Annotated in this window: 13 protein-coding genes; 3 read left to right on the forward strand and 10 right to left on the reverse strand. The window is 71.7% G+C overall.

Features of this window, described 5'->3' with window-relative positions:
* Positions 1-207: 207 nt before the first annotated feature.
* On the forward strand, positions 208-1,191 hold the full coding sequence (locus ACYVD1_RS06020) for a LacI family DNA-binding transcriptional regulator (protein WP_460768956.1): 984 nt from the start codon (positions 208-210) through the stop codon (positions 1,189-1,191).
* Between the two features lie 344 nt (positions 1,192-1,535).
* A complete protein-coding gene (locus tag ACYVD1_RS06025; protein WP_460768930.1) occupies positions 1,536-2,741 on the forward strand; it encodes an MFS transporter in 1,206 nt (401 codons plus the stop codon).
* 42 nt (positions 2,742-2,783) lie between these two features.
* Here the strand turns inward: ACYVD1_RS06025 and paaI are convergent, their stop codons facing one another.
* From paaI to ACYVD1_RS06075, 10 genes are all read right to left on the reverse strand, one after another.
* Positions 2,784-3,161, reverse strand: a complete 378-nt coding sequence (gene paaI, locus ACYVD1_RS06030) for a hydroxyphenylacetyl-CoA thioesterase PaaI (RefSeq protein WP_460768958.1) — start codon at positions 3,159-3,161, stop codon at positions 2,784-2,786.
* A 44-nt stretch (positions 3,162-3,205) separates the two neighbouring features.
* The gene (gene paaE / locus ACYVD1_RS06035; protein ID WP_460768932.1) at positions 3,206-4,309 is read right to left on the reverse strand and encodes a 1,2-phenylacetyl-CoA epoxidase subunit PaaE; all 1,104 of its coding nucleotides are present in this window, start codon (positions 4,307-4,309) and stop codon (positions 3,206-3,208) included.
* 2 nt (positions 4,310-4,311) lie between these two features.
* Complete coding sequence (gene paaD / locus ACYVD1_RS06040) at positions 4,312-4,836, reverse strand: 1,2-phenylacetyl-CoA epoxidase subunit PaaD (protein ID WP_460768934.1); 525 nt, start codon at positions 4,834-4,836, stop codon at positions 4,312-4,314.
* Complete coding sequence (paaC, locus tag ACYVD1_RS06045; protein ID WP_460768937.1) at positions 4,830-5,708, reverse strand: 1,2-phenylacetyl-CoA epoxidase subunit PaaC; 879 nt, start codon at positions 5,706-5,708, stop codon at positions 4,830-4,832. The genes paaD and paaC overlap by 7 nt, the downstream gene beginning before the upstream one ends.
* A gap of 93 nt (positions 5,709-5,801) precedes the next feature.
* Positions 5,802-6,113, reverse strand: a complete 312-nt coding sequence (gene paaB, locus ACYVD1_RS06050; protein ID WP_460768940.1) for a 1,2-phenylacetyl-CoA epoxidase subunit PaaB — start codon at positions 6,111-6,113, stop codon at positions 5,802-5,804.
* The gene (gene paaA, locus ACYVD1_RS06055) at positions 6,110-7,114 is read right to left on the reverse strand and encodes a 1,2-phenylacetyl-CoA epoxidase subunit PaaA (protein ID WP_460768943.1); all 1,005 of its coding nucleotides are present in this window, start codon (positions 7,112-7,114) and stop codon (positions 6,110-6,112) included. Before paaA ends, paaB begins: the two co-directional genes overlap by 4 nt.
* A gap of 129 nt (positions 7,115-7,243) precedes the next feature.
* On the reverse strand, positions 7,244-8,032 hold the full coding sequence (locus ACYVD1_RS06060; RefSeq protein WP_460768945.1) for an enoyl-CoA hydratase/isomerase family protein: 789 nt from the start codon (positions 8,030-8,032) through the stop codon (positions 7,244-7,246).
* On the reverse strand, positions 8,029-8,916 hold the full coding sequence (locus ACYVD1_RS06065; protein ID WP_460768947.1) for a 3-hydroxyacyl-CoA dehydrogenase family protein: 888 nt from the start codon (positions 8,914-8,916) through the stop codon (positions 8,029-8,031). Before ACYVD1_RS06065 ends, ACYVD1_RS06060 begins: the two co-directional genes overlap by 4 nt.
* Positions 8,913-9,650 carry an enoyl-CoA hydratase/isomerase family protein gene (locus ACYVD1_RS06070; RefSeq protein ID WP_460768960.1) on the reverse strand — a complete coding sequence of 246 codons (738 nt, stop codon included), beginning with the start codon at positions 9,648-9,650 and terminating at the stop codon, positions 8,913-8,915. The genes ACYVD1_RS06065 and ACYVD1_RS06070 overlap by 4 nt, the downstream gene beginning before the upstream one ends.
* Positions 9,651-9,688: 38 nt before the next feature.
* Complete coding sequence (locus tag ACYVD1_RS06075; protein ID WP_460768949.1) at positions 9,689-10,924, reverse strand: thiolase family protein; 1,236 nt, start codon at positions 10,922-10,924, stop codon at positions 9,689-9,691.
* Positions 10,925-11,220: 296 nt separating this feature from the next.
* On the opposite strand from ACYVD1_RS06075, the gene paaK reads away from it, so the two are divergent.
* Positions 11,221-12,579, forward strand: coding sequence for a phenylacetate--CoA ligase PaaK (gene paaK / locus ACYVD1_RS06080; protein WP_460768951.1), 1,359 nt, complete (start codon positions 11,221-11,223; stop codon positions 12,577-12,579).
* The last annotated feature ends 349 nt before the right edge of the window (positions 12,580-12,928 follow it).

The following is a 12,928-nucleotide window of genomic DNA, read 5'->3' on the forward strand; positions in this document are numbered from 1 at the left end:
CGGGTCCGGGGGTTTCTGTGGGTTCCGGGGATCCTGTGGGCTCCGGGGTCCCTGGACTGCCGGAATCGCGAAGGCGCGGGGCTCCGCCTCCTGGACGGCCAACGGTGCCGACCGGGTGGCGGTACGATGCGGCTGCGCGACAGCGAGGGGACCAGGGTGACCAGTGGTGACGGCAAGGGCGGCACGCCCGGCGGCGGGCGGCCGACGATGGCCGACGTGGCGGCGCACTTGGGGGTCTCCCGGCAACTGGTGTCCCTGGTCCTGGGCGACCGCCCCGGCCCCAGCGCCACAACGCGGGAACGGGTCCTGCGCGCCGCCGAGGAGCTCGGCTACCGCGCCGACACCGCCGCCCAGCTGCTGCGTCGGGCCCGCAGCCGCCAGCTCGGTGTGCTCTTCACGATGGAGCACCCCATGGACGCGGACCTGGTCGAGGCCTTGTACCCGGCAGCGGCCCAGCTGGGCTACAGCGTGGCTCTAAGCGCCATGCTCGCCAACCGCACCGAGCGCCAGGCGATCGACGAACTCGTGGGGCTGCGCTGTGAGGCGCTGGTGCTGATCGGGATGTCCGCGCAGGCGCCCGAGGACCTGGCCAGGGTCGCCGAGCGGGTCCCGGTGGTGGAGATCGGGCAGCGCACCGACGCGGCGGGCACCGACAGTGTCCGCACCGACGCCGTCTCCGGGGTGCACCAGGCGGTCGATCACCTGGTGTCCCTGGGCCACCGACGGATCGCGCACGTCCACGGCGGTGAGCTGCCCAGCGCGCCCGAGCGCCGGCGCGGTTACCTGGAGGGCATGCGGGAGCACGGCCTGGACGCCTGCGTCGACCTCGTACCGGGTGCCTACACCGAGGAGGCCGGGGCTCGGGCCGCGGCGGTGCTGCTGGACCGGGATGAGCTGCCCACGGCCGTGGTGTGCTGCAACGACCAGTCCGCGCGCGGGTTGATGGAGACCCTGCTCCGCGCGGGGCGGTCCGTGCCCGAGGACGTGTCCGTGGTGGGCTACGACGACAGCCGGGCGGCTCGGTTGTCGTTCCTGAGCTTGACCTCGGTACGGCAGGACGTGGCGCGGATCGCCGAGCTCACGGTGGGAGCGGCGGTCGAACGGCTGGAAGAGGACCGGACCGAGAGCAGGCACGTGGTCCTGCCCACGACGCTCACGCTGCGAGACAGCACCGCTCCCCCGCGCCCCTGATGTGACGCGCGCTCCGGGCAACCTCGCGGCCGTCCGGACGCGCTCGCCGTTCACCGGCCGCCCCAGACGCGAGACAGATCACGTGCCGCAGCGTTGGCCATCGGCCCGGGCAGGTGACATCCTTGATTTAGCACGTGCCAACTCCGTTGGCGCGCAGCCTGAATCCGGACCGCGACGGCCGGACCCCGGCTCGCACCAGTCCGACCCCGGCCCGCGCCCGAACGCTTCCCGCACCACCCGGCCGATTCCCGAACCGGCCCCGCACGTACGGCGCCACCGGATCCCGAGAATCCCGGTTCCTCGCGCACGCTCAGACGACCCTCCGTATGGAAAGGGGCACAGCCATGCCTCTGGCCCTGCTCGCCCTGGCCCTCGGGGCCTTCGCCATCGGCACCACCGAGTTCGTGATCATGGGGCTGCTGCCCGAGGTCGCCGCCGACCTCGGCGTGTCCATCCCCTCCGCCGGCCACCTGATCACCGCCTATGCCCTGGGGGTGGTGGTCGGCGCTCCCCTGCTCACCGCGCTGAGCACCCGGCTTCCCCGCAAGACGGCGCTCCTGCTGTTCATGGGGGTCTTCCTGCTGGGCAACCTGCTGACGGTCCTGGCACCCACGCACGGCACCGTGCTCGCCGCCCGCTTCCTGGCCGGTGTCCCGCACGGGGCCTACCTGGGCGTGGCCGCCCTGGTCGCCGCCCACCTGGCCGGACCGGCGCGCCAGGCCACCGCCGTGGCGCGCGTGATGCTCGGGCTGACCATCGCCAACATCGTCGGGGTACCCGCCGGGACCCTGCTGGGCCAGCTGACCGGCTGGCGGACCGCCTTCATGGTGGTCGCGGTGATCGCCGCGCTGACGGTGCTGGGTGTGGCGCGCTGGGTTCCGCACGTGTCCATCGCCGCCCACGGCGGCCTGCGCGGGGAGTTCACCGCCCTGGCCCGCCCGCAGGTGGCCCTCGGTCTGGCCACAGCCGTGTTCGGGTTCGCCGGCGTGTTCGCCGTCTACAGCTACATCTCACCGATGATGACCGAGCTGGCGGGCATGCCCAGCACCGGGGTCCCGGTCGTCCTGGCCCTCTTCGGTGTCGGCATGACCCTGGGGTCCCTGCTGGTGGGGCCGCTGGCCGACCGGTGGCTGCGGCCCACGATCTACGGGTCCCTGGCCTCGCTGGCCCTGGTGCTGGCGCTGTTCACCGTCACCGTGCACAACCCCTGGACCGCCGCGATCACGGTGGTGGTCCTGGGAGCGGTCGGCTTCGGTGTGACCGCTCCGCTGCAGGTCCTGGTGATGAGCCGGGCCGGGTCCGCGCCCAGCCTGGCCGCGGCCTCCAACCACTCGGCGTTCAACCTGGCCAACGCGGGCGGGGCCTGGATCGGCGGCGTGGGCATCTCGATGGGCCTGGGCTACACGTCGCCGGCGGCGATCGGCGCGGTCCTGGCCGTGGCCGGTCTGGGTATCGCGGTGACCGCGGGCTTGTTCGACCGCAAGAGGCCATCGGCCGCCCCCGAGAGCCCCGAATCCGCCACCGAGACGCGGGAGCCCGTCACCGGCTGAGGCCCTGCGGGCCCGCGTCCAGCGGGCCCGCACACAGCCTCTTCAGGACCGGGCGGGCAGGGTGCGGCTGCGCCCCCGGAACTCCGCGACGACGTCCTCACCCCGCCGCACCGTGACGTCGTAGACGCCGCTGCGCCCGTAGACGACGCGCTCCACGGCGGTCGCCACCAGCACGTCGCCCTCGCGGGCCGCGGCGACGAACGTGACGTCGGCACCGGAGGCCACCGTCACCCCGCCCCCGTCCACGTTGCACGCGCACGCGAAGGCGGTGTCGGCGAGGGTGAACACGAACCCTCCGTGGGCGATGCCGTGGCCGTTGACCATCAGCGGACCGACGGTCATCTCCACCACCGCGAGTCCAGCCCTGGCCTCGACCAGGCGCATGCCCAGGTTCTTGGAGGCCCGGTCGGCCTCGAACATGCGCCAAGCGGTCTCGTTGCGCCCCTCCGGCGCGCCCCGGCCGCTCACGAGTCGAAGTCCACGGTCACGGCGTCGGTCTCCGGCAGCGACTGGCAGGCCAGTGCGTACCCGGCCTCGACCTCGGCCGGGGTGAGCGCGTAGTTGCGGCGCATCCGCACCTCGCCGTCGCACACCTTGACCCGGCAGGTGCCGCAGACCCCGCCCTTGCAGGCGAAGGGCAGGTCGGGCCGGTAGCGCTGGGCGGAGTCCAGGACCGGGACGCCCTGCGGCAGGGTCAGCGTCGTGGTGCGGCCGTCCAGGACGACGGTCACCTCGCTGGCCGGGCCGTCTACCCCGGGCTCCTCGTGGCGCGCCTGGGGCGGCGGTTCGGCGCCCTCGACGAAGAAGAGCTCCTGGTGGATCCGGTCGCCCGCCACACCGTGGTCGGCGAGGACCTCCTGGGCGTCGGTGACCATCCCGTAGGGGCCGCACAGCCACCAGTGGTCCACGGCGTCGGCCGCGATGACGGTGGACAGCAGCGCGTCCAGCTTCTCGCCGTCCAGGCGCCCGGTGAACAGGTCGGAGCCGCGGGGCTCGCGCGAGAGCACGTGGACCAGTTCGAGCCGGGGCCCGTAGACGTCCTTGAGGTCGGCCAGCTCGTCGGCGAACATCACGGTGTCGCTGCGCCGGTTGCCGTAGAGAAGCGTGACGCGGGAGTCGGTTCGGCGCAGCAGCGACGCGGCCATGGACAGGACGGGCGTGATGCCCGAACCCGCGGCGACCAGCACGTGGCGGCCGGACTCGGTCAGGTCGGGGCTGAACCGGCCGGTGGGCGGGCCCACCTCGATCTCGTCGCCCGGCGCGACCTCGCGTACCAGCCAGCTGGAGAACAGGCCCCCGGAGACGAGGCGCACGCCCACCCGTGGCGCGTCGCCCACGGGCGCGCAGATGGAGTAGCTGCGCCGCTCCTCCACGCCGTCGACCTCGCGGCGCAGCGTCAGTGACTGCCCCGGCGCGAAGGCGAACTCCTCGGCCAGGTGGTCGGGAACGTCGAAGGTGACGGCGACCGCGTCGTCGCACAGGTACTCGACGGCGGCCACGCGCAGCCGGTGGAACGCCGCCCGGCGGCGTACCGGGGCCCCGGCGGTCTCGGTGACGGGTGTGGTCACGGTCAAATCTCCTTGACGTGCTCGAACGGTTCGAGGCAGGTCCGGCAGCGGTGCAGCGACTTACAGGAGGTCGCGCCGAACCGGGACAGCTCCTCGGTGTCGGCCGCCCCGCACAGGGGGCAGCGCGGAACGGTACGGGTGGGCAGCAGAGTGAGCGGAACGGGACCCGCCGGGCGCTGGGGTGCCCCGCCCGGCGGGGAGATGCCGTGCTCGGTGAGCTTGCGCCGACCCTCGTCGGTGATCCAGTCGGAGCTCCACGGCGGGGAGAGCGCGGTGCGCACCTCCACCTCCGCGATCCCGATGGCGCGCACGGCGCGGTCGACGTCGACGCGCATCTCGGCCAGGGCCGGGCAGCCGGAGTAGGTGGGCGTGATCCACACCGCGGCGGTGCCGTCCTCCTCGACCTCGACGTCGCGCAGGATGCCGAGGTCGGCGAGGGTGAGCATGGGCAGCTCGGGGTCGGTGACCGCGGCTGCGGCCGCCCAGACCCGCCGCACTTCGGTCGCGGTGTCGGCTGTGGCTACCATGTCGCCTCCGGGTGCTCTCGGGCCACGCGCTGGAGTTCCTCCAGCAGCGGGGCGAGTTCGGCGGTGTGCCTGCCGCGGCGCCCGGCGGCCCCGGCTTCGGGGAAGGCGTCGGGGGCGGGCAGGGTCGCGGCGGTCAGCACCTGGGTGAGGACTTCGTGGACCTCGTCGCGCAGACCGGCCGGGTCCACACCCACGCCCTGTTCGGCCAGTCCGGCCTCGACGGGGTGGGTGGCGAAGAGCTCGCCGGTGTGCGGCCACACGTCGGCGACGGCCGCGCGCATGCGCTCGTTGGAGTAGGGGGTGCCGTCGCCCAGGCGCAGGGCCCAGGAAACGGCGTACTCGCGGTGGTAGGCGAGTTCGTTGACGGCCTTGGCCGCGATGGCGGACAGGACGGGGTCCTTGCTGTCGGCCAGCCGGGTGAAGACGGCCAGCCGCCAGCTGGAGAGCACGAGCAGCGTGGCGACGGCGCGGCCGAAGTCGCCACGGGGGAGCTCAGCCAGGTGCACGTTGCGGAACTCGGCGGCCGCCCGGTGGTAGGCGAAAGCGTCCTCGTCGCGCCCCGTGCCGTCGGCCTGGCCTGCGCGGGCGAGTAGCAGGCGGGCCTGGCCGAGCAGGTCCAGCGCGATGTTGGCCAGGGCCACCTCCTCCTCCAGCTCCGGGGCGTCGGTCACCCACTGGGTGAGGCGCTGGGACTGGACGAGTGCGTCGTCGCCGAGCATCTGGCAGTAGGCCGCCAGGTCCTGGCCGTCCACCCCAGCGGGAAGGGTCGTGTCCACGCCCGCGAGCGCCTCGGTGAAACCGGTGCCGAAGGCCCAGCGGGCGTCGCCGCCGTGCTCCTCGGTCAGGCCGGTGAAGATGTTCTCGCCGCTCATGTAGTTCCTTGAAGACTCGTGCCGACCGCTGGCCCTTCGGATGTCCGGGTCCGTGGCCTGCGGTTCCTGCCTCGGGGTCCGCCCCGCCGCTCGCTAGATGTGGGGGACGTCCTCGGGGATGGGGTAGAAGGTCGGGTGGCGGTAGACCTTGTCACCGCTGGGCTCGAAGTAGGGGTCCTTCTCGTCCGGGCTGGACGCGGTGATGTCCTGGGCGGGCACGACCCAGATACTCACGCCCTCGTTGCGGCGGGTGTAGAGGTTGCGGGCGTTGTGCAGCGCCATGGTCTCGTCGGGGGCGTGCAGCGAACCGACGTGGACGTGGTTCAGGCCGCGCTTGCCGCGGACGAAGACCTCGTAGAGGGGCCACTCGGGGCGGGCCGGGGCCGTGTTGCCGTCCTTGCTCATGCCGAGACCTCCCGGGTGCTGTGCTGCTTCTGGGCCTGCTCTTTCCTGTCCCGCTGCTTCTCGGCGTAGGCGGTGGCCGCCTCGCGTACCCACGCGCCCTTCTCGTGCGCGGCGCGCCGACGGGCCACCCTCTCGGCGTTCTTGGGGCCGCTGCCGGAGATGACCTGCTTGAGCTCGTTCCAGTCGGGCTCGCCGAAGTCGTACCGGCCGCGCTCGTCGTTCCAGGCCAGCTCGGGGTCGGGCAGGGTGACGCCCAGCTTGTCGGCCTGGGGGACGGTCATGTCGACGAACTTCCGGCGCAGTTCGTCGTTGGTGTCGATCTTGATGCCCCAGATCATGGACTGCTGGGTGTTGGGCGACTCGGAATCGGGCGGGCCGAACATCATCAGGGACGGCCACCACCAGCGGTCCACCGCGTCCTGGACCATCTTCCGCTGGCCCTCGGTGCCCTCCATCATGCGCATGAGCAGCTCGTAGCCCTGCCGCTGGTGGAAGGACTCCTCCTTGCAGATGCGCACCATCGCGCGGGCGTAGGGCCCGAAGGATGTGCGGCACAGCGGGACCTGGTTACAGATCGCCGCGCCGTCGACCAGCCAGCCGATCACGCCGACGTCCGCGTAGTTGAGGGACGGGTAGTTGAAGATCGAGGAGTACTTCTGGCGCCCTTCGATCAGGCGCTCGGTGAGGTCGCCCCGGTCCACCCCGAGGGTCTCAGCGGCCGCGTAAAGGTACAGGCCGTGCCCGGCCTCGTCCTGGACCTTGGCCAGGAGGATGGCCTTGCGGCGCAGACTGGGCGCGGTCGCGATCCAGTCGCCCTCGGGCTGCATGCCGATGATCTCCGAGTGCGCGTGCTGGGAGATCTGGCGGATGAGCGTCCTGCGGTAGGCCTCGGGCATCCAGTCGCGCGGCTCGATGCGCTGGTTGGCGGCGATCCGGGTGTCGAAGTCCGCTTGGAGAGCCTCGTCGGCGCCGGAGGGCGCTTCCTGGGCCGTGGTCGACATTGAACTTTCCCCATTCATAACCGAACGTTCGGTCAGTAATTAGTATCTCCGGTTCCGGGCGCCCAACGCAAGTCCCTGAGCACCCGGAACGGAAAACCCGCAGTGGCCGTGCCTTCCTCGGCCCTCCGCCTAGCGGCCCGTGAAGGCGGGCTCCTCCTTGTTCAGGAAGGCCTTGACCGCACCGACGTGGTCGGCGGTCATGCCGAGCTGGTTCTGCAGCTCGGCCTCCTCCTCCAGCAGCTCGGGCAGCTCCAGCTCACCCGCGGCCGCCGAACGGACCTCGCGCTTGGCCGCTACGAACGCCGCCGTGGGACCCGAGGCCAGCTGCACGGCGGCCTCGCGGGCGCGCGCCTCCCAGTCCTCGTCGTCCACGACCTCGGTCACCAGCCCCAGCTCCCGGGCCCGGTCCGCGCCGAACACCGTGCCCAGCAGCATGAGCTCCATGGCGCGCGCCTGACCCAGCGAGCTCACCAGGCGGTAGGCCAGTCCCGAGTCCGAGGCCAGACCGATGCCGGTGAAGGCCGTGCCGAACTTGGCCTTGCGGGCGGCCACGCGCACGTCACCGGCGAGGGCCAGCCCCAGCCCGGCGCCCACGCAGGCCCCGCCGATCCCGACCACGACCGGCACCTGGATCTCCTCCAGGGCCAGGACGATCTTGTTGTAGTGCTCCCGCACGGTGGTCAGCGCCTCTTCGGGCGCCTCCTCCTGGATCTTGGCGTGCTCGCCCAGGTCCTGTCCCACACAGAAGGCCTTCGCCGACCCCAGGAACAGCACCGCCCGGGCGGTGGTGGACTCCCTGGCCTGCCGGACCGCCGCCAGCAGCTCCTCCTTGACCTGCCGGGTCAGCGCCGGCCTGTTGAGGCGTACCGTGGCGAGCCCGTCGACCTCGACGAACTCCGCAGCCTTCGCTTCGCTCACGCCTTGTCTCCCTTGTCCCAAGTGTGAAAGCCCTCGCCGCTCTTGCGGCCGAGCCTGCCCTCGGCGACTTTACGGCGCAAGAGCGCCGGAGGCGCGAACCGGTCCCCCAGTTCGGTGGCCAGGTACTCGGCGATGGCCAGGCGCACGTCCAGGCCGACCAGGTCGGTGAGCTTGAGCGGACCCATGGGGTGGCGGTAGCCGAGCTCCATGGCGGTGTCGATGTCGGCGGGCGAGGCCACACCCTCCTCGACCATCCGGATGGCCTCCAGGCCCAGCATGACGCCGAGGCGGCTGGTGGCGAAGCCCGGCGAGTCCCGCACCACGACCTCGGTCTTGCCCAGGGCGCCGACCCACCCCCGCACCGATTCCAGGACCGCGCCGTCGGTCTCGGGTGCGGTGACGATCTCCACGAGTTTGGAGGCCGGGACCGGGTTGAAGAAGTGGGTGCCCAGGAAGCGGCCGGGGCGCTTGAGCGCGGCGGCAAGCTCGGTCACCGACAGCGAGCTGGTGTTGGAAGCCAGCACGGTGTCCGCGCTGACAGCGGCCTCGGCCGCGGTCAGCACCGCGATCTTCAGCTCCGGCTTCTCGGGGACGGCCTCCACGACCAGACCGGCATCGACCGGGATGTCCGCGGCGTCGGTGACGGTGCTCAAGCGCACCAGAAAGGAAGCGGGGTCGGCGTCGATCTTGCCGCGCTCGCTCGTCTTGACCAGACCGGCCGCGACCCGGTCGCGGCCCGCATCAGCCGCCTCGGAAGCGGCCTCCACGAGCACCACATCCGCCCCGGCGGTCAGGAACTGTTGGACGATGCCCGCGCCCATGGTGCCGCCGCCGATGACGGCGACGGTGGCGGGGACACCTTGTGCGGTGTTGTCGGAGGTCAACGCTTCTTCCTCTCCAGAAAACGGGTCATACGGTCCTGTTTGTCGGCGCTCTCGAACAGCACCGCCTGCGTGAGGTCGTCGGCCAGCGGGTGCACCCCGTCGGCGTCCAGCACCATCTTGGTCATCCGCAGGGCCATCGCCGAAGAGGCGGCCATCCGGTCCAGGATGCCGTGCGCGCGCTCGCGCAACTCCTCGGAGGGGACGATCTCGGCGACCAGCCCGTGGCGCACCGCGGCTTCGGCGTCGAGTGTGAAGCCGCCCAGCAGCACCTGCTTGGCCACAGAGACCCCGACCAGTTCCTTCAAGCGCCAGCAGGCACCGGCACCGGCGATGATGCCCAGGCCCGGCTCGGGCTGGGCGAACACGGCGGCGGGGGTGGCGATCCGGATGTCGCAAGCGTAGGAGAGCTCGGCGCCGCCGCCCAGCGCGAAGCCGTCGACCGCCGCCACGGTGGGCGCCTGGAGGCGGTGCAGCCGCTCGAACAGGCGGCTGTTGATCCCGGCCAGGGCCTCCTCCCTGCCGCGTTCGCGGAGCTCGGAGATGTCGGCCCCACCGGCGAACACGGTGCCGTGCCCGGTCAGCAGCAGCGGCTTGGGGTCGGCCTCGATCTCGGCGCACACCCGGTGCAGCTCGGCGATCATCCGGCCGTTGATGGCGTTGCGGGCCTCGGGGCGGTACAGCTCGACCACCACGCGGTCCTCGCGCCGGTCGACGTTGAGGGTCTCGAAATCCATGTCCTGAAGGCTCTCCTGCTCGCCGTGCTGGTTCCCGGTCACGCGCGCTCCACCAGGAGTGCCGTGCCCTGGCCGACGCCGACGCACAGTGTGGCCAGGCCGCGGCGGGCGTCCTCGCGCTCCATGCGGTTCATGAGCGTGACCACGAGACGGGAACCGGAGGACCCGAGCGGGTGGCCCAGAGCGATCGCACCGCCGTCGGCGTTCACCCGGGAACCGTCCAGCCCGAGCTGGCGCAGCACTCCCAGGGACTGGGCGGCGAAGGCCTCGTTGAGTTCGACCGCGCCGACCTCGTCGAGCTTCCACCCGGATCGGTCCAGGACCTTGTGGGTGGCCGGAACCGGGCCCAGACCCATGACCTGCGGATCGACCCCCGCGGAGGCGGAAGCGACGACGCGGGCACGCGGGGTGAGGCCGTACCGGCGCACCGCCTCGGCGCTGGCCAGAACCAATGCCGAGGCACCGTCGGAGAGCGAGGAGGAGTTGCCCGCGGTGACGATGCCGCCCGCACGGAAGACCGGGCGCAGCTTGCCGAGGCTCTCCATCGTCGAACCCGGGCGCGGGCCCTCGTCCTCGGTGACCTCGTGTGTCTGGTCCTTGCGGCCGTGGACGGTGACCGGAACGATCTCGCCGGCGAAGCGGCCCGCTTCCGCGGCCGCAACCGCGCGCTCGTGGCTGTCCAGCGCGAAGGCGTCGCACTCCTCTCGGCTGAGACCCTCCAAGGTGGCCACCTCCTCGGCGGTCTCCCCCATCGACAGGGTGTAGCGCAGGTCGTCGGGGGACGCGTCCGCGGAGGCCTGGGCGTCGGCCGAAGCGAACCGGGGGTTGGTGAAGCGCCAACCCAGGGAGGTGTCGGCGACCTCGCCCGGCTTGGCCCAGGGGGTACCGGGCTTGGCCATCACCCACGGGGCGCGGGTCATCGACTCCACGCCGCCCGCCACGACCACGTCGGCCTCACCGGCGCGGATGGCCTGGGACGCCGAGGCGACCGCGGTCAGGCCGCTGGCGCACAGCCGGTTGACGGTGTAGCCGGGGACCTTGGGGTCCAGGCCCGCCAGGAGGGCGGCCATCCGGGCCACGTTGCGGTTGTCCTCACCGGCCTGGTTCGCGGCGCCGAGGACGACCTCGTCCACCGCCTCCCCGGGGACACCGGACCGTCGGACCACTTCGGAAACGACCTGTGCGGCCAGGTCGTCGGGGCGTACGGACGCGAGGACGCCCCCGTACCGGCCCTGCGGGGTGCGCACCCCGTCGACCACGTAGACGTCGCTCACGAACGGCCTCCTATGTTGTAGTGCGGTGGCGCGGGCCACCGGCCTCGGTGAACTGATCGACACGTCTCCTTGACACACCAGGTCGGAGACTGAATAAATGCATTAGTAACCGAACGTTCGGTCAGTAAGCAAGTCGGCCCGCCCTCACACACCCGACGAACACCCACCATCGCGCGGCGACACCGCCCTCACCCTGCCCAGCGACCCGGTCCGGGCCTGGTTCCGCGGATACTTTGGGGCTACCATGCGCGGAACCCGCCCTGGCGGATCACCGCGCACAGTACCCGGAGAGGCCCATGGCAACCCAGGACACCACCACGCAGCCGGTCAGCAGTGCTCCGCGGTCCCGCCTCGGACAGGCACCCGCGCCCGAGGCACTGGACGCGGCCGAGCGCATGAGCGCCGACGAACTGCGCGCGCTGCAGCTCCAGCGGCTGCGGTGGACCCTGGAGCACGCCTACACCAACGTGCCCCTGTACAAGCGCAAGTTCGACGAGGCCGGGGTACGCCCCGAGGACCTGAAGACCCTCGAGGACCTCGCCCGCTTCCCCTACACCACCAAGGCGGACCTGCGCGACAACTACCCCTTCGGGATGTTCGCCGTCCCCCAGGACCAGGTCAGCCGCATCCACGCCTCCAGCGGGACCACCGGCCGCCCCACCGTCGTCGGCTACACGCGCGAGGACATCGACACCTGGGCCACGGTCGTGGCCCGCTCCATCCGCGCCGCGGGCGGCCGCCCCGGGCACAAGGTCCACGTCTCCTACGGCTACGGCCTGTTCACCGGCGGCCTGGGCGCGCACTACGGCGCGGAGAAGCTCGGCTGCACGGTCATCCCCGCCTCCGGCGGCCAGACCGCCAAGCAGGTCCAGCTCATCCAGGACTTCCGGCCCGAGATCATCATGATCACCCCCAGCTACATACTGACCCTGCTGGACGAGTTCGAGCGCCAGGGCATCGACCCCCGCGAGACCTCCCTGAAGATCGGCGTCTTCGGCGCCGAGCCGTGGACCGAGCAGATGCGTTCGGAGATCGAGGACCGCTTCGACATCCACGCCGTGGACATCTACGGGCTCTCCGAAGTCATGGGCCCGGGCGTGGCCAACGAGTGTGTGGAGACCAAGGACGGCCTGCACGTCTGGGAGGACCACTTCTACCCCGAGGTCCTGGACCCGGTCACCCAGGAGGTCCTGCCCGACGGGGAGAACGGCGAGCTGGCGTTCACATCCCTCACCAAGCAGGCGATGCCGGTCATCCGCTACCGCACCCGCGACCTGACCACCCTCCGCCCGGGGACGGCCCGGCCGATGCGCCGCATGGACAAGGTCACCGGCCGCAGCGACGACATGATCATCCTGCGCGGCGTCAACGTCTTCCCTACCCAGATCGAGGAGATCGTGCTCGGACTGGACGGGCTCGCCCCGCACTTCCAGCTGGTGCTCAGCAAGGAGGGCCGCCTGGACCGCATGGCCGTGCGGGTCGAGGCCGCCCCCGATTGCGCCGCCGACCGCCGGGTGACCCTGAGCAGGGAGATCACCGCCACGATCAAGGACCGGGTCGGTGTGAGCGTCACCGTGGACGTCGTCGACCCCGACCAGATCGAGCGATCGGTCGGCAAGTTCCGCCGCATCATCGACCGGCGCCCCAAGGGTTAGGCGACAGGATCCGGATTCAAGTCCCGTAACTCACCCCAGAGGCGAAAACCCCTGACCAGCAGAAACACAAAGGGGTCAGGGGCTCTTGCGTTGTCGGCGCTGCGAGCGGCTCGGCACACCTTCAGGCCCAGCTCAGGTGCGCGGGCCTCGGTGCCGCCCACCCGAACCTGGGGCAGGAGGCGTTGGCCTTCGTCGTCCAGAACGCCCTGGGCACCGAACTCGGGCCCATGGCGTACCGCGGGCAGTGAAAGTCAGGCCATGGCCGGGGCCCGGGTGACGGGGGTCTGTGCCCAAGGGCGGGCGGCGGGTGGGTCGGTGTGCGGCCACAGCAGCAGCAAGAGGGCATCGA

It is taken from the genome of Nocardiopsis nanhaiensis (genome assembly GCF_054778635.1).

What these genes read in the sequence shown, in the direction of transcription:
- ACYVD1_RS06020 (WP_460768956.1), top strand. Translation starts at nt 208, where the DNA reads ATGGCCGACGTGGCGGCGCACTTGGGGGTCTCCCGGCAACTGGTGTCC.
- ACYVD1_RS06025 (WP_460768930.1), top strand. Translation starts at nt 1,536, where the DNA reads ATGCCTCTGGCCCTGCTCGCCCTGGCCCTCGGGGCCTTCGCCATCGGC.
- paaI (WP_460768958.1), bottom strand. Translation starts at nt 3,161, where the DNA reads ATGTTCGAGGCCGACCGGGCCTCCAAGAACCTGGGCATGCGCCTGGTC.
- paaD (WP_460768934.1), bottom strand. Translation starts at nt 4,836, where the DNA reads ATGGTAGCCACAGCCGACACCGCGACCGAAGTGCGGCGGGTCTGGGCG.
- paaC (WP_460768937.1), bottom strand. Translation starts at nt 5,708, where the DNA reads ATGAGCGGCGAGAACATCTTCACCGGCCTGACCGAGGAGCACGGCGGC.
- paaB (WP_460768940.1), bottom strand. Translation starts at nt 6,113, where the DNA reads ATGAGCAAGGACGGCAACACGGCCCCGGCCCGCCCCGAGTGGCCCCTC.
- paaA (WP_460768943.1), bottom strand. Translation starts at nt 7,114, where the DNA reads ATGTCGACCACGGCCCAGGAAGCGCCCTCCGGCGCCGACGAGGCTCTC.
- ACYVD1_RS06070 (WP_460768960.1), bottom strand. Translation starts at nt 9,650, where the DNA reads ATGGATTTCGAGACCCTCAACGTCGACCGGCGCGAGGACCGCGTGGTG.
- paaK (WP_460768951.1), top strand. Translation starts at nt 11,221, where the DNA reads ATGGCAACCCAGGACACCACCACGCAGCCGGTCAGCAGTGCTCCGCGG.